Here is a 19,289-nt window from a genome sequence, read left to right on the forward strand (position 1 = left end):
GCCGCGATCCCGCGGGCCGGCCCCGGGGCCCGGGGACCCCCACGGCCCCGCCCGGGGGGGGCGGACGAGGCTGTCGCGTTCGACGAGGCCGACGCGACCGAGGAGGCCGTCGCGTTCGAGGAGGCCGAAGAGGCTGACGCGACCGGCGAGGCCGAAGAGGCTGACGCGACCGGCGAGGCCGAAGAGGCTGACGCGACCGGCGAGGCCGAAGAGGCTGACGCGACCGACGCGACCGACCCTGCCCAGGACGTCGACGCGTCCCGCCCGTCCGCCGCCGGCCGGCCGCGGTTCGTGGCCGTGACGATCCCGGAGCCGTCCCGCGTCCCGCCCGCCCGGCGCCGGGGCCTCCCGGCCGTGCGGGCCGTGCGGCTTACGGACGGGCCGCCCGCCCCCGCAGACCGCCCCGGCCCCGCCGTCGCCCCCGCGGCCGTCACCCCGGTCCCGCTGCCCCTGCCCCGACCCGCACCCCGCGCCGTACCGACCGAGAGCCGTACCGAGGAGCCCCAGCCGTGAGCGAAACCCACGCCGAGTACACCGACGCGTGGAGCGAGCAGGAGCAGCCCCCGCAGCCTTCGGCCCCCTCCACCGCCGTCACCCCCGCCGACGCGGCCGACGCGGCCCGGCTCGTCTCCTTCGGCCTCCAGCCCAAGCTGCTCCCCGCCCGCGACGCCGAGTACACCGAGCTGCTGCGCCGCTACCGCGAGGACCCCGCCTTCGCGCGCCTCGCGGACGCCGTGGCCACCGGCCTCGGCCTCGTCGTCCTGGAGGTGTCCCCGCGCGCAGGCATGGCCGTCACCGCCGGCGAGGACTCCGTCTTCGCCGTCCGCATGGGCGACTACGCCCGCCGCGCCTCCCCGGACTCCGCCGACCGGTTCCTGCACGGCCTCGCCCACCTCGCGGTCGCCACCATGGCCTTCCCCCGGCCCGAGGACCTCGCCGACGACGCGTACATCGGCCGACTCACGGTCAACGGGGTCGACGCCTTCGTGCGCCAGGCCTGCCTGCGCCTGGAGCAGCGCGCGGAGGAGCAGGGCGAGAACACCGACCCGGCCTCGGACGCCCCCGGCCTGGAGGCCGCCTGGCGGATCTACGCCCGGCGCAGCGCCACCGGAGCCACCAAGGACGCCCGCCGTCTCGCCGGATCCACCACCGGCATCGTCGGCAAGGCGGCCGCGTTCCTCACCGACTCCGGCTTCCTCCAGCGGACCGGCGACGAGGGCGGCGGCTCGTACCGCACCACCGCGCGCTACCAGCTCCAGGTCCGCGACATGGCCGGTTCCGCCGCCATGGCCGAGCTCCTCGAACTCGGCGTCGTCCCCGTCAGCGACGGCTCCGCGACCCTCCTCCCGCCGCCCGAGGGCGACGACCTGGAACTCGCTGCCGACGCGGGCCTGCCGTTCCATGCGTGACCTCCCCGCGTGACCACGCGCGCGTAACGCCCCGAGCAACCGCCCTTCCTGAGCACGACGAGCACGAGAGCACGAGAGTCCCTCGCCATGTACGAGCTGTCCCGGGTCCGCCTCTACTCCATCGGTCCCGCCGGCGCACGCTATGCCGACACCGTCCTGGACCTGCGCGGAGTCGGCGCGCCCGTGCCCCATCCCGCCCCCACCCAGGCGGAGTTCTTCGAGGACGAGCCGGTCGGCCCGCCGCGCCGCCCGGCCCCCGCGGGCGTGCTCTTCCTGGAGAACGGCGGCGGCAAGTCCGTCCTCCTCAAGCTGATCTTCTCGGTCATGCTCCCCGGCCACCGCAACACCCTCGGCGGCGCCAGCTCGGGCGTGCTGCGCAAGTTCCTGCTCGCCGACGACTGCGGCCACGTCGCCCTGGAGTGGCAGCACACCCTCACCGGCGAACTCGTCGTCGTCGGCAAGGCCAGCGAGTGGCGCGGCCGCCAGGTCTCCAACGACCCGCGGAAGTTCGCCGAGGCCTGGTACTCCTTCCGTCCCGGCCCCGGACTCAGCCTGGACAACCTGCCCGTCGCCGAGGCGACCTCCGTCCGCCCGCCCGTCGAGGGCGCCTCCGGCGCGACCGGCCGCCGCCGCACCATGAAGGGCTTCCGCGACGCGCTCACCGAGGCGGGGAAGGCCTACCCGCATCTGGAGGTGGTCTGGGAGGAGATCCACGACCGCTGGAACGAGCACCTCGGCGACCTCGGCCTCGACCCCGAACTCTTCCGCTACCAGCGCGAGATGAACGCCGACGAGGGCGAGGCCGCCGGCCTCTTCGCGGTCAAGAAGGACTCCGACTTCACCGACCTGCTCCTGCGCGCCGTCACCGACACCCGTGACACCGACGGCCTCGCGGACCTCGTCGGCGGCTTCGGCAACAAGCTCGGCCGCCGCGCCGAACTGACCGCCGAGCGCGACTTCACGGCCGGCTCCGTCGACCTCCTCGGACGCATCGTCGAAGCCGCCGGAACCCGCGCCCACGCGCGCGAGGTCCACACCGGCGCCGAGCGCCGCACCCGCACCCTCGCCCGCAGGCTCTCCGCCCGCGCCGGCGAGGAGCGCGGCCGCGCCGCCGAACTCGCCCAGCAGGTCACCTCCGCCGGGCACGCCGTCGCCGAGGCCGAGACCGCCCGCGGCCGCAGCTCCCTCATCGCCGCCGAACTCGCCTACCGGCACGCCTCCCTGGCCCTGACCGCCGCCGAGAAGGGCGCCGCCGCCCAGCGCCGCGAACTCGTCGACGCCCGTACCGTGCACGCCGCCTGGCAGGCCGCCGAGGTCGTGCTCCGCCACCGCGCCGCGGGCGACCGGTCCGCGCGCGTGGCCGCCGCCATCCGCGAGGCCGAGCGCGACGCCGCCCCCGCCCTCGCCGCCCGTGCCCTGGCCGCCGGCGATCTCGTACGGGCCCTCGCCTCCGCCGCCGATGAGGGCGAGCGCCACGCGGCGGAGGAGGAGGGACGCTCCACCGCCCTCCAGGAGGCGAGCGAGACCGCCCACCGCGACGCCACCGCCGCCGCCACCGAGGCCCAGCGGGCCCGCAGCGAGGCGGGCCACCTGCGCCAGCGGCTCGCCGAGGTCGAGCAGGAGACCGCCGAGGCCGTCCGGGCCGGCTGGCTCGACGACACGGCCCCCGACGCCGACCCGGCCCGCGCCGCGCTCGCCGCGAGCGACGCCGAGAAGACGACGGTCGCCGCCTGGGACGCGGCCCGCGAGGCCGCCCGCACCGCGGCCGAGCGCGCCCGTGAGGCCGCCGGTGCCGAGTCCCGCGCCGAACTCGCCGCCGCCCGCGCCGCGGACGCCGCCGAGGCCGCGGGGAACGCCTACGACGCGGAGCGCCGCGCCGCCGAGGCCCTCGCCTCCGAGGAGCGCCTCGCCGAGCTGCTCAGCCTGCCGTCCTCCGGCTCCCCGCTCCCGGGCCAGCGCGCCGCCGCCCCCTCCGACGCCGAGCCCGAGGAGGACTCCGGTCCCGGTCCGGAGCACCAGGGGCCGCTCACCGTCACCGAGTTCGACCGGTACGCCGACGAGCTGCGCGGACTGCTCGACCAGGCCGTCGCCTCGGCCGAGCGCCAGCTCTTCGACCTGCGCACCGCCGCCGCCGACGACTCCCGCATCCTCGGCGCCCTCGGCGACGGCGGCCTGCTGCCGCCCGGCCCGGACGTCCTCGCCACCGTCGAGTACCTCGGCGAGCACGGCATCCCCGCCCTCCCCGGCTGGCGTTACCTCGCCCAGTCCGTGGACCCGGGCGACCACGCCCGGGTCCTCGCCGCCCGCCCCGAGCTCGTCGACGGTGTCGTGATCACCGACCCGATCTCGTACGGACGCGCCCGCGAGGTCCTCGGCGCCGCCGCCCTGCTGCCCCGCTCCGCCGTCGCCGTCGGCACGGCCGCCGCCCTCCTCGCCCCCGTACCCGCCCAGGACGCGGCGGAGGACGGCGGGGTCTTCCTCGTCCCGCCGAACCCGGCCATGCACGACGAGCACGCCGCCGACGAGGAGCGGCAGGCGCTGCGCACCCGCGCCACCGCCCGCGACGAGGAGATCCGCGGCCTCGCCGCCCGCCTCTCCGGCGACCGCGCCCTCGCGTCCCGGATCGGCGCCTGGCGCGCCGACTGCCCGTTCGGGATGCTCGCCGAGCTCGCCTCCGTCGCCACGACCGCCCGCGAGACCGCCGAGGCCGCCGCCGCCACCCTGGACGAGGCCCGCGCGGCCCGGAGCGAGGCCGACGAGGTCGCCGCCGAGGCCGCCCGGCTGCGCGACGAACGCCAGGAGGCCGCCCAGCGCGCCCGCCGCGTCGCCGACGCGCTCGCCGGCCTGGCGTTCCGGCTGCGCGAGCGGTCCGCCTGGCAGGCCAAGCTCCGTGAACTCGCCGACGACGCCGCCGAGTCCGAGGCCCGTGCCACGACCTGCCTGGAGCGGGCCCGCGCAGCCGACGAGGACCGCAGGGCCGCCCAGCGCGCCGCCGACGACGCCCACCGCACCGCCCGTGCCCTGCGGGCCGAGCGCGCCGAGATCGCCGGCGCCCCCGAGCACCTCCCGGAGGAGGAGCCGGACGCGCCCCGCGCCGCGCTCCCCACCCTCCGCGAGGCCTACCGCGCGGCCTCCCAGGTGTACGAGAAGGTCGGCGTCGGCGCCGACCTCCGGGCCGAGCAGGCCCGCGCCGAGAGCGACGAGTCCGCCGCTCTCGCCGAGCTCGACCGCCTCACCAACAAGGTCCGCACCCGCGCCGAACAGCTCCTGGAGTCCACCGACGGTGCCGACGGCCCGTCCCGCCAGGCCGCCGCCGCCCGCGCCGAGGCCCTGGTCCAGATGCTGGAGACGCGCGCGTCGGAGGCCAGCGAGAAGCTCGGCCGGCTCCGCGGCGAGGCCGAGCGCCTGGCCCCCGAGGACGGCGAGGCGCACACCGAGCTGCCCGAGGAGCTGGTGCCCGCCGACGCCGAGCGGGCCCAGGCCCTGCTCCGTACGGCCACCACCGAACTCGCCACCCGCACCGACGCCCTGGACGCGGCGCGCGCCGCCCACGCCGGACTGCTCCGGGACCACCGGGCCGCCGAGGACGCCGCCGGCGGCTTCGACGAGACGGCTGCCCTGCTCCGGGACCTGCTGCGCGACCACGCGGACGAGGAGCGCGAGGAGACCGAGCCGTACCCGGGGACCCTGGAGGAGGCCCGTACGGTGGCGGCCGAGGCGCGCCGCTCGCTGCGCGCCTGCACCGCCGAGCTGTCCGGCGCCGACGCCTCCGTGCGCGAGGCGAGCGACATCCTCGTCCGGCACGCCAACTCCACCCGCTACGAGCAGGTCCGCACCCCCGCCCGCCAGCAGATCCGCGAACTGCCGGCGTCCGCGCTCCCCGAGCACGCCGCCAAGTGGGCCGAGGCCTTCGCGCCCCGGCTGCGCGTCCTCACCGACGAGCTGGAGCAGCTGGAGCGCAACCGGGGCTCGATCGTGGACCGGCTGCGCGGCCTCGTGGAGTCCTCGCTCGCGACGCTCCGCTCCGCGCAGCGGCTCTCCCGGCTCCCCGAGGGCCTCGGCGAGTGGTCGGGCCAGGAGTTCCTCCGCATCCGGTTCGAGGAGCCCGACCAGGCCACGCTCGCCGAGCGGCTCGGCGAGGTCGTCGACGAGGCGACCCGTGCCGCCGTGAAGAAGAACTCCGACCTGCGGCGCGACGGGATGTCGCTGCTCCTGCGGGGAGTCCAGGCGGCCCTGGAGCCCAAGGGCGTCTCGGTCGAGATCCTCAAGCCGGACGCGGTGCTCCGCGCCGAGCGGGTTCCCGTCGGGCAGATGGGCGACGTCTTCTCCGGCGGCCAGCTGCTCACCGCCGCCATCGCCCTGTACTGCACGATGGCGGCGCTCCGCTCCAACGACCGGGGCCGTGACAAGCACCGGCACGCGGGCACGCTGTTCCTCGACAACCCGATCGGCCGCGCCAACGCCACGTACCTGCTGGAGCTCCAGCGGGCCGTGTCGGACGCGCTGGGCGTCCAGCTCCTCTACACGACGGGCCTGTTCGACACGACGGCGCTCGCCGAGTTCCCGCTGGTCATCCGGCTGCGCAACGACGCGGACCTGAGGGCGGGGCTGAAGTACATCAGCGTGGAGGAGCACCTGCGCCCCGGGCTGCCGCAGCCCGGCTCGGAGGGGGAGGCGATCCACGGAGAGATCACGGCGACCCGGATGTTCCGCCGCCACGCGTCGGACGAGCCGGTCCGGGCGGGCGGGGCGTGACCTCACGCCGTACCCCGTGAGACGGCGAGCGGCCCGGCCCCCCGAAGGGGACCGGGCCGCTGTTCCTCACCGCTCGGTCCGGGCCGCCTCGACAGCGGCGCCTTCTCCTCAGGCCGCCTCGGACAGCGGCGCCGTCTCCGCCCGGCCCTCGTCGCGGCGCGTCCGGATCGACGGACGCGCCGTGCTGCTGGGCTCGGACACCACGCCGTTGCGCTGACGCCAGACCTGACGGGTGATCCAGACGTCGAGGACGCTCCAGGTGGCCACGACGGTCGAGGCGACCGCCGTGACGGTCACCGGGAACGCCAGCCACGCGCCCGCGACCGTACTGAAGAAGGCCACCACGGCCTGGATGAGCGTCACCGACGTGATCATCACGGCCCGCACGGCGGCGTTCCGCACCGGATCGGGCATCCGCCGTCGGCCCCGCTCGTCCTCCACCCACAACTGCCGCGCCGACCGCGTCTCGTCTTCCATTGTCCTGTCACTCCCCACCACTGAACGACTTCAGGGTCGGCTGCCCGTCTTGAGCCCCTTTACACGGACAGAACCCTCCCCGTACGTATTGACGCACGGGAGAGGGAAAAGGTTTCGCCCGGGGGTGGACGAACACGACACGTGTCCTGGCGGAACGAACAGTTCCAGCCATCCGTGCAGGCGGGAGGCAGGCAGGAGAAATGGCACACCATCAGGTGTCCTACGCCACAGTGGCCATTCCCAACTCCCTTAATACCGGGACATCTCATGATCAACACTCACTCGACAGGCTGAAAATAGCTCGGACACGCCTTCGGGATGGCCGTGATGCAGTAGTAGGCTCGCGCCGCCGTTTGTTGAAACTCAAGGTTGACGCCGCGTGTTGACGCCGGACGTCACGAACGTGAAGGGCCCCCGTGCCGCACGGGGGCCGAGCTGGGGGAGGCCATGCGCTTTCGCGGGAAGTCCATCCGCAGGAAGATCGTGGCGTTGCTGCTCGTACCGCTCGTCTCCCTCACCGGACTGTGGGGCTTCGCCACGGTCCTGACGGGCCGTGAGGCCGACCAGCTCCTCGACGTCGGCTACATCGTCGACAAGGTCGGCTACCCCCTGGAGGACACCGCCCGGGTCATCCAGATCGAACGCCGCCAGTCGCTCATCTACCTCGCCGACCCCCGTGGCTCCAACGCCCTCGCCTCCCTGCAGGAGACCCGGCGCGCCACCGACCGGCAGATCACCCGCATCCGCGCCAACGCCGCCGACCCCGGTGTGCGCGAGGAGATGCGCCCCGTCACCGCCCAGCGGCTCACCTCCCTCCTCGACGCCCTCGACGGCCTCGCCTCCCTGCGCCGCTCCGTCGAGAAGCGGGACATCGGCCGCATGCAGGCCCTCGACTTCTACAACCGGCTCGTCGACCCCTGCTACAGCTTCCTCATCACCCTCCACGCCCTCGAGAACGTGGAGATGGACAAGCAGGGCCGCGCCCTCGTCGGCATCACGCGCGCGCGGGAGCTGCTCTCCCGGGAGGACGCCCTCGTCCTCTCGGCGCTCGTCGCGGACCGCGTCACCGTCGAGGAGATCCGCGCGATATCCGACCTCGTCGCCAACCGCGAGCAGTTCTACGAGGTCAACCTCGAACTCCTGCCCGCCGCCGAGCGCGACCACTTCGAGAAGTACTGGCGCAGCCCCGACACCCAGCCCCTGCGCACCGCCGAGAACGCGATCATCGAAGAGGGCCCCACCGACAGCCCGCGCGCCATCACCGCCGAGCGGTGGCAGGACCAGGCGGGCCCCGTCCTCGACGACCTGGCCCGCGAGAACACCGCCGCCGGTGACCGCTACCAGGACCGCGTCCAGCCCGCCGCGTACAGCGTCCTCCTCAAGGTCGGCGTCGCGGGCGTCCTCGGCTTCCTCGCCCTGATCGCCTCCGTCGTCATCTCCCTGCGCATCGGCCGCGAACTCGTCCGCGACCTGCGCCGCCTGCAGAAGGAGGCCCAGGAGGTCTCCGGCGTCCGGCTGCCCAGCGTCATGCGCCGTCTCGCCGCCGGCGAACAGGTCGACGTCGGCACCGAGGTGCCCCACCTGCGCTACGGCGAGGACGAGGTCGGCCAGGTCGGCCAGGCCCTCAACACCCTCCAGCGGGCGGCCGTCGAGGCCGCCGTCAAGCAGGCGGAGCTGCGCCGCGGGGTCTCCGAGGTGTTCGTCAACCTCGCCCGCCGCAACCAGGTCCTGCTCCACCGTCAGCTCACCCTCCTCGACACGATGGAGCGGCGCACCGAGGACACCGACGAGCTGGCCGACCTCTTCCGCCTCGACCACCTCACCACCCGCATGCGCCGACACGCCGAGGGACTCGTCATCCTCTCCGGCGCCGCACCCTCCCGCCAGTGGCGCAAGCCCGTCCAGCTCATGGACGTGGTCCGCGCCGCCGTCGCCGAGGTCGAGGACTACGAGCGCATCGAGGTGCGCCGGCTGCCCCGGCTCGGCGTGGGCGGACCGGCCGTCGCGGACCTCACCCACCTCATCGCCGAACTCCTCGAGAACGCCACGGTGTACTCGCCCCCGCACACCGCCGTCCAGGTGCTCGGCGAGCGGGTCGCCAACGGCTTCACCCTGGAGATCCACGACCGCGGCCTCGGCATGAACCCCGACGCCCTGCTCGACGCCAACCTCCGGCTCGCCGAGACCCCCGAGTTCGAGCTCTCGGACACCGACCGGCTCGGCCTCTTCGTGGTCAGCCGCCTCGCCCAGCGCCAGAACGTCCGGGTCTCCCTCCAGACCTCCCCGTACGGCGGGACCACCGCCGTCGTCTTCATCCCGGCCGCGCTGCTCACCGACGCCCCCGAGACCCAGGGCGCCGGGTTCCGGCTCGACCGCAAGACCCTGGACCGACCGGCCCGTCCCGAGGACGGCGCCGCCGACGGCGCGCTGCCCCTGCGCCGGCCCGCCCTGACGAAGGTCCCCGACGTGACCGAGGGACCCGGCGCGCTCGACGGCCCCGTGGAGCTGGAGGCCCCGCTCGGCACCGAGGACTTCGACGTCCTCCTCGACCGGTCGGCGGACCTCCTCGACAGCGACAGCGAGCGCGGCGGCCTCTTCCGCCCCCGCGACCGGCGCCGCACCGGGCTCGCGCCCGCCGGCGAGCAGCACGAGCAGGCCCCGGACCGCACGGCGGGCCGGGCCGATCAGGACGCGCCCGCCGGCGGCCCGCTCCTCGGCCCCGTGCCGCTGCCCCGCCGCCGCACCCCGACGCTCGTCGTGGACCACGGCCGCCGCCTCGACGAGCCGGACGGCGCCCACGCGCAGGCCGACCGTGCGCACCCGCAGCCGGGCCGCGCCCATGGACGCGCCGACCGCTCCCAGCCGCAGCCGGACCACGCGCACCCGCAGGACGACCGGCGGGGCCCGCTGACCGCGGCCGGTGCCGGTCCCGTCCTCGTCCCCGTACCACCGGCGGGTTCCGTACCGGCCGAAGGCACCGTGCCGGGCGAGAGCCCGGACCCGTTCGGCGGCCTGCCCCGCCGCGTCCGCCAGGCCAGCCTCGCGCCCCAGCTGCGCGAGACGGAGGGCCGGGCCGGCCGCGGTACGGGCAACCGGGGCGACGCCCGGCCGGAACCCTCCGACGGACCCGATTCCTTCGAACGCGACGCCGAGGAGGTCCGCGCGCGCATGGCCGCCATGCAGCGTGGCTGGCAGCGCGGCCGGCGGGACACCACAGAGCCGGACGACCCGACAGCACCAGGAACGACACCCGAGGGGGACGGTCGATGACCGCACCGAACGCCGCAGCACCCAGCACGACCTCCGGAAACGGCGAGCTGAACTGGCTCCTCGACGAGCTCGTCCAGCGCGTCGGGTCGATCCGGAAGGCCCTCGTGCTCTCCAGCGACGGCCTCCCCACCGGTGCGTCGCAGGACCTGACCCGGGAGGACGGCGAGCACCTGGCCGCCGTCGCCTCCGGCTTCCACAGCCTCGCCAAGGGCGTCGGCCGCCACTTCGAGGCCGGCAAGGTCCGTCAGACGGTCGTCGAGCTGGAGGACGCCTTCCTGTTCGTCACGGCCGCGGGCGACGGCAGCTGCCTCGCGGTGCTCGCGGACGCCGACTCGGACGTCGGCCAGGTCGCCTACGAGATGACGCTGATGGTGAAGCGGGTCGGGGCCCACCTCGCGACGGCTCCCCGGACCGGTCAGCCCTCGGGAGGGTGAGTGGGACGGCATGAGTGACGAAGCCGAGCGGAACCGGCGGAAGCGTGACCTGACCCCCGGACCCCACAGCTGGTTCGACGACGAGGCCGGGCCGGTGGTTCGTCCGTACGCGATGACCCGCGGCCGGACGAGCGCCGCCACCCGCCACCGGCTCGACCTGATCGCGGTGGTCGTACCCGAGCCCGCCGCCGACGACCCCGGCCGGGACCAGACGCTCTCCCCGGAACACGTGGAGATCGTCGAACGCTGCTCCGAGCAGCCCCAGTCGATCGCCGAGCTCGCCGCCGGACTCGACCTCCCCGTCGGGGTGGTCCGGGTCCTCGTCGGCGACCTCGTCGAGGACGAACTCGTCCATGTGACCCGCCCCGTTCCGCCGGCCGAGCTGCCGGACGTGAGCATCCTTCGCGAGGTGATCAATGGCCTTCGGGCGCTCTAGCCGCAAGAAGCCCTTCGTCGAGCCGGTGACCCTGAAGATCCTCGTCGCGGGCGGGTTCGGGGTCGGCAAGACGACGCTGGTGGGCGCGGTCAGCGAGATCAGGCCGCTGCGGACCGAGGAGATCCTCAGCGAGGCGGGGCGGCCCGTCGACGACCTGCACGGCGTCGAGACCAAGACGACCACCACGGTCGCGATGGACTTCGGCCGGATCACGCTGCGCGAGGACCTCGTCCTCTACCTCTTCGGGACCCCGGGGCAGGACCGCTTCTGGTTCCTGTGGGACGAGCTGGCCCAGGGAGCCCTGGGCGCGATCGTCCTCGCGGACACCCGCCGCCTGGAGGACAGCTTCGCGGCCATCGACTACTTCGAGCGGCGCGGCATCCCCTTCACGGTGGCCGTCAACTGCTTCGAGGGGGCACGGCGGTTCCCCGCGGAGAGCGTGCGCGGCGCGCTCGACCTCGACCCCGAGGTGGAGCTCCTGATGTGCGACGCCCGGGACCGAGAGTCCGTGAAGGACGTCCTCGTGGCGGTGGTCCAGCACGCCCTGGTCCTCGCGGACCGGACCCCGACGGGGGTCACGAGCTGACGTGACCTGACGGGGCCGGGGCCCGACAGGGGTCACGACCTGACGGGGACGGACCCCGACGGGGGCCGGGGCCTGTCCGCGCCCCGGCCCGGCCCGGCAGCGGGGTGCCGGCGGTGGTCAGCGCACCGCCACCACCGCCGAACCGTGGCCGAACAGGCCCTGGTTCGCGGTGATCCCGACCCTCGCCCCCGGCACCTGCCGGTCGCCCGCCGTGCCGCGCAGCTGCCAGGTCAGCTCGCAGACCTGGGCGATCGCCTGGGCGGGCACCGCCTCCCCGAAGGAGCCGAGGCCACCGCTGGTGTTGACCGGAAGCCGCCCGCCGAGGGCCGTCGCGCCGTCCCGCACCAGCTTGGCGCCCTCACTCGGCGCGCAGAGCCCGATGTCCTCGTACCACTCCAGCTCCAGGGCGGTGGACAGGTCGTACACCTCCGCCAGGGACAGGTCCTCGGGCCCGATCCCGGCCTCCTCGTAGGCGGCTCGGGCGATCGAGGCGCGGAAGCCGTGCGGGGCGGGCGCGACGGCCGCCGCCGAGTCGGTCGCGATGTCGGGGAGGTCGAGGACCGCCTTGGGGTACGTGGGGGAGACGGTCGCCACGGCCCTGACCCGGACCGGGTCGGGGTGCCCGTGCCGGCGCGCGAACTCCATGCTGGACAGCACCAGCGCGGCGCCCCCGTCCGAGGTGGCGCAGATGTCGAGGAGTCGCAGCGGATCGGCGACCACGGGCGAGGCCGCGACCTCCTCGGGCGTCACGCGCGCGCGGTAGCGGGCCAGGGGGTTGAGCGCGCCGGCCGCCGCGTTCTTCACCTTCACCCGGGCGAAGTCCTCGGCGGTGTCGCCGTACAGCGCCATCCTCCGGCGGGCGTAGAGCGCGAAGTACGCGGGGTTGGTGGCCCCGAGCAGCCGGAACCGCAGCCAGTCCGGGTCGCCGGGCCGCTCGCCGCCGGCCGGGGCGAGGAAGCCCTTCGGCGTCGAGTCCGCGCCGACGACCAGGACCACGTCGGCGAGGCCCGCCAGGATCTGGGCGCGCGCCGTCCCGATGGCCTGGGCGCCCGAGGCGCAGGCGGCGTACACGCTGGTGACCCGGGCCCCCTGCCAGCCGAGGGCCTGGGCGAAGGTCGCCCCCGCCACGTAGCCCGGGTATCCGCACCGCATGGTGTCGGCGCCGACGACCGACCCGATGTCCGGCCACTCCAGGCCGGCGTCCGCGAGCGCGGCGCGGGCGGCGGCCGTCCCGTACGAGACGAAGCTCCGGCCCCACTTGCCCCAGGGGTGCATCCCGGCCCCGAGCACGGCGACGTCGTTCACGACCGCCCCTCCGGTGCCACGGGCCGCCAGTTCCAGGTGGTCCAGGTGTGCTCCCCGTCCTCGTTCAGCACGCCCGGCACCACCTCGACCTCCGTCCCGACGGCGAGGTCGGCCGTGGACACGCCGGGCGCCGCCTGGCCGAGGACCACCATCGCCTCGGCCGCCAGCTCGACCGCGACCAGGGTGTACGGCTCCCAGGGCGCGTCCGGGTCGGAGACGTACGGGGCGGGCGGGCGGTACCGGCCGTCGGTGTACGACCAGACCCGGCCGCGCGGCGAGAGAGGGACCTCGGCGAGCTCACCGCCGCCGGGGCAGCCCGGGTTGCGGCACCAGTCGTCCTCGCGCGGGAAGAAGACCGAGGTGCAGGCCGTGCAGCGGGTGCCGAGCAGCCGGAACTCCGCCTCCGGCACGGTGTCGTCGGTGAACCACCCGGCCACCACCGGTCTGCGCGTCCGTGCCACCTGGACCTCCCTTAACTGACGATCCGTCAGAAGCGTGTCGGCAGTGTGCCACGGGAGGCCGGTGCTGAGAAGGGCTCAAGGTCCGGCCACGGACCTGCGCGCCACCGGGAAGTCGAAGAACGTGTCCGGGAACGGCTCCGGCCGGAACGTGAAGTGCCACCACTCCTCGGGCAGGTTCACGAACCCCTGTGCGACGAGCGTCCCCTTGAGCAGCTGCCGGTTGGCCCGCTGCGCGCCCCGGATCCGCGGGTCGTCGGTGTGCGAGCGGGTGTCGAAGCAGTCGTACCCGGTCCCCATGTCCACGGAGTTGTCCGGAAACCGCTCCTCCTTCGGGGCCCAGCACTCCACGAGATCCTCGCCCGGCACGTACGCGCGCGTGCGGACCGCCGGCAGCCGCACGATCGTCAGATCCACCGTCGAACCGCGGCTGTGCCCCGACTTCTCCGCGATGTAACCGTCGGCGAACAGCCTCGACTTGTCGACGAGCGGATAGAACTCCCCCTTCATCCGCTCGTCCCCCAGGTCCTTCGCCCAGCGCACGAAGTGGTCCACGGCCCGCTGCGGCCGGTAGCAGTCGTACACCTTCAGCGTGTACCCCCGCGCCAGCAGCCGCAGCTGCGCGCGGTGCAGCGCCTCGGCCGCGGGGCGGGTCAGGATGCACAGCGGCTGCCGGTAGCCGTCGACCGGCTCGCCGACGAAGTTGTGCGCGGTCGTGTAGCGCATCTCCTGGAGGATCGTCCGGTCCACGGAGCCCAGAGCCACGAACTCCCGGGGAGCTCGGGGCTCCGGCGCGGCCGAGGCCGGGGGAGCGGGCGCGACGACGGCACCGGTGACGGCGAGCAGCCCGGCCGCGGCCGTGACGGCGAGGGTACGGAGAGCGGTTGCGAGTCCTGTCATGCGCCCCCGTCTACCAGTTCCGGCAGCGCCGGGAAAGACCGATCGCGTACGGTCGGGCCGTGAAGGACACCCACTGCACCGCCTGCGGCGCCGCGCACCTGCCCGACGCCGGCTGGCCCCGCACCTGCCCGGCCTGCGGACACACCGCCTACCGCAACCCGCTGCCCGTCGCGGTCGCCCTCCTGCCCGTCACCGACGCGACGGGAACGGGCCTGGTCGTCATCACCCGCACCATCGAGCCCGCGCGCGGCGGCGTCGCGCTGCCCGGCGGCTTCATCGACCACGGCGAGGACTTGCGCGCCGCCGTCGCCCGTGAACTCCGTGAGGAGACCGGCATCCCGGCCTCGGCCGAGGAGGTCCGGCTCGCCGACGCGCTGAGCTCCCCGGCCGGGCACCTCCTGCTCTTCGGCCTCCTCCCGCCCCGTCCGGCCGACCGGCTCCCGCCGTCGGCCCCGACGGACGAGACCAGCGGCCACCACGTCCTCACGGCCCCCGCGGAACTGGCCTTCCCGCTCCACACCGAGGCGGTACGGAGGTGGTTCGACGGCGCGTACGGGTGACGGGGCCGCAGGGGCGTCCGCCCCCTCACAGCCCCCGCACCACCACCGGCAGCCCCGCCTCCTCCACCCCGTCGTCCGTGACGCGCTCCACCACCACCCGGCCGTCCACCAGCCGGGACTGATACCGCTCGATCGCGGCCGGCTCCCAGCCGTCCCCCGTGTCGCGTACGACGAGCCCCCCGCCGGTCCGCCCCTCGGCCGGCGCCCACACCTCCAGGGCCGTCCCGCCCTCCTCGCCCCGCACGGGGAGCACCGCGCCCGCCCGGGCCAGCACCGGCACCCGGGAGAGCGGCGCGTCGAGCAGCACCTGCCCCGGGCCCTCGTACGCCCGCCCCGTCGCCGTGTCGTACCAGCGTCCCCGCGGCAGCAGCACCGCCCGCCGGTCCGCGCCCCCCGTCAGGACCGGCGCCACGAGCAGGGCGTCGCCGAGGAGGAAGGCGTCCTCGCAGTCCCGCAGCCCCCGGTCCTCGGGCGTCCCCCACCAGACCGGCCGCACGTACGGCGCGCCGGTCATCCGGGCCAGCCGGGCGAGCGTCGTGAAGTACGGGCGCAGCCGCTCCCGTTCGGCCAGCGCCTCGCGCGCGTGGTCCAGGACCTCGGGACCGAACTCCCACGGCTCGCGCCGTCCGGCGTCGATCGCCGCGTGCGTACGGAACAGGGGGAGCCACGCGCCCAGCTGGTACCAGCGCAGGAACAGCTCCGGCGAAGGGCTGCCGTCGAAACCGCCGACGTCCGGTCCCGAGTAGGGCACTCCGCACAGCCCCAGGCCCAGGACGAGCGCGAGCGAGGCCCGCAGCCCGGGCCACCCGGTGGACACGTCGCCGGACCAGGTGCCGCCGTACCGCTGCATGCCCGCCCAGCCGGAGCGCGAGAAGACGAACGGCCGCTCGTCGGGCCGCAGCCGGCACAGCCCCTCGTACCCGGCCCGGGTCATCGCGAGCCCGTAGACGTTGTGCGCCTCCCGGTGGTCACCGCCCCGGCCCTCCAGCGCGTGCCGTGCCGAACGGGGCAGCGTCGGGTCGCCGAAGGGCACGAAGGACACCGGTTCGTTCATGTCGTGCCACACCCCGGCGAAGCCCTGCCGCAGCCGCTCCTCGTACAGACCGCCCCACCACTCCCGTACCGCCGGATCGGTGAAGTCCGGGTAGGCGCACTCGCCGGGCCACACCACCCCGCGCACCACCCGGCCCCGCGCGTCCCTGACGAAGGCGTCCACCGCCGAGCCGCCGTCGTAGACCGGGTCACCCGGCTCCGCCTTCACCGCCGGGTCCACGATCGACACCAGACGCACGCCCTGCTCGCGCAGCTCCTCCGCGAGCCCCGGCAGGTCGGGGAACCGCTCCCGGTCGACCGTGAACACCCGGTGCCCGTCGTAGTGGTCGATGTCCAGGTGGACCGCGGACAGCGGCAGCCCCCGCTCCCGGTACCCGGCCACCACCCGGCGCACCTCCCGAGCGCTGCCGAAGCCCCAGCGCGCGTGCTGCGGCCCGAGCGCCCAGGACGGCGGCAGCGCGGGCGCGCCCGTCAGCGCCGCCCAGCCGTGCAGCACGCGCGCGGGGGTGCCGACGACCACCCAGCAGCGCAGCGGCCCGCCCGACATCCGCACCTCGCTGGTGCCCGGCCGGTCGTGCCCGGACCCGGCGCCCTCCTCGCCCTCGGCCAGGGTCACCCCGCCGTCCCAGGAGTTGTCGTGGAACGCCAGGTGCGTCCCCGCGTCGGAGACCACGAACTGGACGGGCATGGTGATGTAGAGCGGATCGTCCCCGGGCCCGAAACGGCCCTTGGGATCGGTGTTCCACAGCCGGTACGAGCCGTCCCGCAGGCGCGGCCCCGCCGCCCGTCCGCCGAGCCCGAAGAACCGCGCGTCGGCCGGCACCTCACTGCGCTGCACCCAGCGCGCGCCGCCCGCCCCCGTCGCCCCGTCCTCCTCCGCCCGCCCCGCCACCGGTTCCCACCAGCGGGGCGGCAGGTCCCGGCGGAGCATCACCCCGCCCGGGGTCCGGAGCTCCACCGCCCCGTGCCGGGAGACGGTCACCGTCACCCGCTCCGACACGATCCGCCAGCCGCCGTCGGTGTCGGGTTCCAGGGAGGCCCTCGGATCGGGGTCGGGCGCCTCGCCGGCCAGCGCGTACGAGGGGAGCGGACCGGCTCCGTCCCAGGCCCAGAACACCGTGCCGCCCGCCGACACGCAGATCCGGAGCGAGGACCGGGCGAACCGGACGGTCCCCCCGCCCGGGGCCGCCTCCGCGCCCACCGCGAGCCCCGGCACCCTGGCCCGCTCCGGCCCCCGGGGCGGCAGCCCCCACGCGTCCGTACGGCGCTGCCGCCACGCCGACCGCACCCCCCGCAAGCCCTGCGCCGATCCGAACACCTTCATCGAACGCAGCAGTTCCCGACCGTTCATGCAGCTCACCCTGCCACCCGTCCGGGGCCGAACCAGCTCCGTTCAGCTGCCGTTCACCCGTGGTGGGAGCACATGTTCAACTGCCTGACCATGGGCGGGCAGACCTGGTGCGAATGAGGATCACATGGCATCGTCCTGTCAGCCGCGTCACGCGCACACCCCAGCACGTGCGCGAGACACACGCAGACCCGCGTACAGCCAGGGAGCCGCCCCAATGACATCCGCAGCGCCGACCGAGCCCCTCTGGCAGCCGGACGAGGCACGCATCGCCACGGCCGCCGTCACCCGCTTCCAGGCCTGGGCCGCCGAGCACCACGGAGCCCCCGCCGCCGGCGGGTACGCGGCGCTCCACCGCTGGTCGGTCGAGGAGCTCGAAGCCTTCTGGCAGGCCGTCGTCGAATGGTTCGACGTCCGCTTCTCGACCCCGTACGAGCGGGTCCTCGGCGACCGCGCCATGCCGGGCGCCGACTGGTTCCCCGGGGCCACCCTCAACTACGCCGAGCACGCCCTGCGGGCCGCCGTCGAGCGGCCCCATGACACGGCCCTGCTCCATGTGGACGAGACACATGAGCCCACGGCGACCACCTGGGGCGAGCTCCGCCGCCAGGTCGGCTCCCTCGCCGCCGAACTGCGCGCCCTCGGCGTGAACCCGGGCGACCGCGTCAGCGGCTACCTGCCCAACGTCCCGCAGTCCGTCGTCGCGCTCCTCGCCACCGCCGCCGTCGGCGCCGTGTGGACCTCCTGCGCCCCGGACTTCGGCGCCCGCAGCGTCCTCGACCGCTTCCAGCAGGTCGAGCCGGTCGTCCTGTTCACCGTCGACGGCTACCGCTACGGCGGCAAGGAGCACGACCGCCGCGCCACCGTCGCCGAGCTGCGCGCCGAGCTGCCCACCCTCCGTGCCGTCGTCCACATCCCGCTCCTCGGCACCCCCGCCCCCGAAGGCACCCTCGCCTGGGACGACCTGGTCGCCGCCGACGTCGAGCCGGTCTTCGAGCAGGTGCCGTTCTCGCATCCGCTGTGGGTCCTGTACTCCTCCGGCACGACCGGTCTGCCGAAGGCGATCGTCCAGTCCCAGGGCGGCATCCTCGTCGAGCACGTCAAGCAGCTGGGCCTGCACTGCGACCTCGGGCCCGAGGACGTGTTCTTCTGGTACACGTCCACCGGCTGGATGATGTGGAACTTCCTCGTCTCCGGGCTCCTCACCGGCACGACCGTCGTGCTGTACGACGGCAGCCCCGGCTACCCCGACACCGCGGCCCAGTGGCGCGTCGCCGAACGCACCGGCGCCACCCTCTACGGCACCTCCGCCGCGTACGTGATGGCCTGCGCCAAGGCGGACGTCCACCCCGGCCGGGACTTCGACCTCTCCGCGGTGAAGTGCGTCGCCACCACCGGCTCCCCGCTGCCCCCCGACGGCTTCCGCTGGCTCCACGACGAGGTCCGCGCGAACCTCTGGATCGCCTCCGTCAGCGGCGGCACCGACGTCTGCTCCTGCTTCGCCGGCGCCGTCCCCACGCTCCCCGTCCACATCGGCGAGCTCCAGGCCGCGGGTCTCGGCACCGACCTCCAGTCGTGGGACCCGTCAGGGAAGCCGCTGGTCGGCGAGGTCGGCGAGCTCGTCGTCACGAACCCCATGCCGTCCATGCCGATCCACTTCTGGAACGACCCCGACGGCAGCCGCTACCGCGACAGCTACTTCGAGATGTTCCCCGGCGTCTGGCGCCACGGCGACTGGATCACGATCACGGACCACGGCTCGGTCGTCATCCACGGCCGCTCCGACTCCACCCTGAACCGTCAGGGCGTCCGGATGGGGAGCGCCGACATCTACGAGGCCGTCGAACGCCTCCCCGAGATCCGCGAGTCCCTGGTCATCGGCCTGGAGGAACCGGACGGCGGGTACTGGATGCCGCTCTTCGTGCACCTCGTGGAGGGCGTCGCGCTGGACGAGGACCTGATCGACCGCATCAAGCGGACGATCCGCGAGGAGCTCTCCCCGCGTCACGTCCCCGACGAGATCATCGAGGTCCCGGGCGTCCCGCACACCCTCACCGGCAAGCGCATCGAGGTCCCGGTCAAGCGCCTCCTCCAGGGCACCCCGCTGGCCAAGGCCGTCAACGCGGGCTCGGTCGACGACCTCGGCCTGCTCCACTTCTACGAGCGGCTCGCGGCCGAGCGTCGCCGCTAGACCCGTGACGGCAGGGGCCCCCCCGGCCGGCCCCCCCCGCCGGCCCCCCCCCGGCGGACCAGGTGAAGCCCCCCCCCCAGTACCCCGCCCCCCCGCCCCCCCCCAGT

General features: G+C 75.0%; 13 protein-coding genes and 1 pseudogene. 9 read left to right on the plus strand and 5 right to left on the minus strand.

Going from position 1 to position 19,289, the window contains the following annotated elements; translation table 11 throughout:
- From ACFV2S_RS27795 to ACFV2S_RS27805, 3 genes and pseudogenes are all read left to right on the plus strand, one after another.
- A pseudogene (locus ACFV2S_RS27795) lies at positions 1-513 on the plus strand (hypothetical protein); the annotation flags it as partial.
- A complete protein-coding gene (locus ACFV2S_RS27800; RefSeq protein WP_385564565.1) occupies positions 510-1,409 on the plus strand; it encodes a hypothetical protein in 900 nt (299 codons plus the stop codon). The pseudogene ACFV2S_RS27795 and the gene ACFV2S_RS27800, both read left to right, overlap by 4 nt.
- A gap of 87 nt (positions 1,410-1,496) precedes the next feature.
- Positions 1,497-6,164: a hypothetical protein gene (locus ACFV2S_RS27805; protein ID WP_385564568.1), complete on the plus strand. Its 4,668-nt coding sequence runs from the start codon at positions 1,497-1,499 to the stop codon at positions 6,162-6,164.
- A 108-nt stretch (positions 6,165-6,272) separates the two neighbouring features.
- Here the strand turns inward: ACFV2S_RS27805 and ACFV2S_RS27810 are convergent, their stop codons facing one another.
- Positions 6,273-6,641: a hypothetical protein gene (locus tag ACFV2S_RS27810; protein WP_385564571.1), complete on the minus strand. Its 369-nt coding sequence runs from the start codon at positions 6,639-6,641 to the stop codon at positions 6,273-6,275.
- A 447-nt stretch (positions 6,642-7,088) separates the two neighbouring features.
- On the opposite strand from ACFV2S_RS27810, the gene ACFV2S_RS27815 reads away from it, so the two are divergent.
- The 4 genes from ACFV2S_RS27815 to ACFV2S_RS27830 are packed head-to-tail and all read left to right on the plus strand — an operon-like array spanning position 7,089 to position 11,367.
- Positions 7,089-9,911: a nitrate- and nitrite sensing domain-containing protein gene (locus tag ACFV2S_RS27815; protein ID WP_385564574.1), complete on the plus strand. Its 2,823-nt coding sequence runs from the start codon at positions 7,089-7,091 to the stop codon at positions 9,909-9,911.
- Positions 9,908-10,345, plus strand: coding sequence for a roadblock/LC7 domain-containing protein (locus tag ACFV2S_RS27820; protein ID WP_385564576.1), 438 nt, complete (start codon positions 9,908-9,910; stop codon positions 10,343-10,345). Before ACFV2S_RS27815 ends, ACFV2S_RS27820 begins: the two co-directional genes overlap by 4 nt.
- 10 nt (positions 10,346-10,355) lie before the next feature.
- A complete protein-coding gene (locus tag ACFV2S_RS27825; protein WP_385564579.1) occupies positions 10,356-10,781 on the plus strand; it encodes a DUF742 domain-containing protein in 426 nt (141 codons plus the stop codon).
- The gene (locus ACFV2S_RS27830; RefSeq protein ID WP_385564582.1) at positions 10,762-11,367 is read left to right on the plus strand and encodes an ATP/GTP-binding protein; all 606 of its coding nucleotides are present in this window, start codon (positions 10,762-10,764) and stop codon (positions 11,365-11,367) included. Before ACFV2S_RS27825 ends, ACFV2S_RS27830 begins: the two co-directional genes overlap by 20 nt.
- Positions 11,368-11,484: 117 nt before the next feature.
- Here the strand turns inward: ACFV2S_RS27830 and ACFV2S_RS27835 are convergent, their stop codons facing one another.
- The 3 genes from ACFV2S_RS27835 to ACFV2S_RS27845 form a co-directional block, all read right to left on the minus strand.
- Positions 11,485-12,672 carry a lipid-transfer protein gene (locus ACFV2S_RS27835; RefSeq protein ID WP_385564585.1) on the minus strand — a complete coding sequence of 396 codons (1,188 nt, stop codon included), beginning with the start codon at positions 12,670-12,672 and terminating at the stop codon, positions 11,485-11,487.
- The gene (locus ACFV2S_RS27840) at positions 12,669-13,133 is read right to left on the minus strand and encodes a Zn-ribbon domain-containing OB-fold protein (protein ID WP_383792673.1); all 465 of its coding nucleotides are present in this window, start codon (positions 13,131-13,133) and stop codon (positions 12,669-12,671) included. Before ACFV2S_RS27840 ends, ACFV2S_RS27835 begins: the two co-directional genes overlap by 4 nt.
- Positions 13,134-13,208: 75 nt before the next feature.
- Positions 13,209-14,030: a M15 family metallopeptidase gene (locus tag ACFV2S_RS27845; protein WP_385564588.1), complete on the minus strand. Its 822-nt coding sequence runs from the start codon at positions 14,028-14,030 to the stop codon at positions 13,209-13,211.
- 59 nt (positions 14,031-14,089) lie between these two features.
- On the opposite strand from ACFV2S_RS27845, the gene ACFV2S_RS27850 reads away from it, so the two are divergent.
- The gene (locus ACFV2S_RS27850) at positions 14,090-14,590 is read left to right on the plus strand and encodes an NUDIX domain-containing protein (RefSeq protein WP_385564591.1); all 501 of its coding nucleotides are present in this window, start codon (positions 14,090-14,092) and stop codon (positions 14,588-14,590) included.
- A gap of 25 nt (positions 14,591-14,615) precedes the next feature.
- On the opposite strand, the gene ACFV2S_RS27855 is transcribed toward ACFV2S_RS27850, so the two are convergent.
- Positions 14,616-16,994 (minus strand): TIM-barrel domain-containing protein, encoded by a 2,379-nt coding sequence (locus tag ACFV2S_RS27855; RefSeq protein ID WP_385564594.1) that lies wholly within the window; start codon positions 16,992-16,994, stop codon positions 14,616-14,618.
- Between the two features lie 214 nt (positions 16,995-17,208).
- Here ACFV2S_RS27855 and ACFV2S_RS27860 point away from each other — a divergent pair, with 214 nt between their 5' ends.
- Positions 17,209-19,182, plus strand: coding sequence for an acetoacetate--CoA ligase (locus ACFV2S_RS27860; RefSeq protein WP_385564597.1), 1,974 nt, complete (start codon positions 17,209-17,211; stop codon positions 19,180-19,182).
- Positions 19,183-19,289 lie beyond the last annotated feature (107 nt).

The sequence above is a fragment of the Streptomyces sp. NPDC059695 genome (assembly GCF_042733785.1).
GTDB lineage: Bacteria > Actinomycetota > Actinomycetes > Streptomycetales > Streptomycetaceae > Streptomyces.

Excerpts from the sequence above, each read along its gene's own strand:
- ACFV2S_RS27810 (WP_385564571.1), bottom strand. The coding sequence starts at position 6,641 with ATGGAAGACGAGACGCGGTCGGCGCGGCAGTTGTGGGTGGAGGACGAG.
- ACFV2S_RS27815 (WP_385564574.1), top strand. The coding sequence starts at position 7,089 with ATGCGCTTTCGCGGGAAGTCCATCCGCAGGAAGATCGTGGCGTTGCTG.
- ACFV2S_RS27805 (WP_385564568.1), top strand. The coding sequence starts at position 1,497 with ATGTACGAGCTGTCCCGGGTCCGCCTCTACTCCATCGGTCCCGCCGGC.
- ACFV2S_RS27825 (WP_385564579.1), top strand. The coding sequence starts at position 10,356 with ATGAGTGACGAAGCCGAGCGGAACCGGCGGAAGCGTGACCTGACCCCC.
- ACFV2S_RS27845 (WP_385564588.1), bottom strand. The coding sequence starts at position 14,030 with ATGACAGGACTCGCAACCGCTCTCCGTACCCTCGCCGTCACGGCCGCG.
- ACFV2S_RS27860 (WP_385564597.1), top strand. The coding sequence starts at position 17,209 with ATGACATCCGCAGCGCCGACCGAGCCCCTCTGGCAGCCGGACGAGGCA.
- ACFV2S_RS27830 (WP_385564582.1), top strand. The coding sequence starts at position 10,762 with ATGGCCTTCGGGCGCTCTAGCCGCAAGAAGCCCTTCGTCGAGCCGGTG.
- ACFV2S_RS27820 (WP_385564576.1), top strand. The coding sequence starts at position 9,908 with ATGACCGCACCGAACGCCGCAGCACCCAGCACGACCTCCGGAAACGGC.
- ACFV2S_RS27855 (WP_385564594.1), bottom strand. The coding sequence starts at position 16,994 with ATGAACGGTCGGGAACTGCTGCGTTCGATGAAGGTGTTCGGATCGGCG.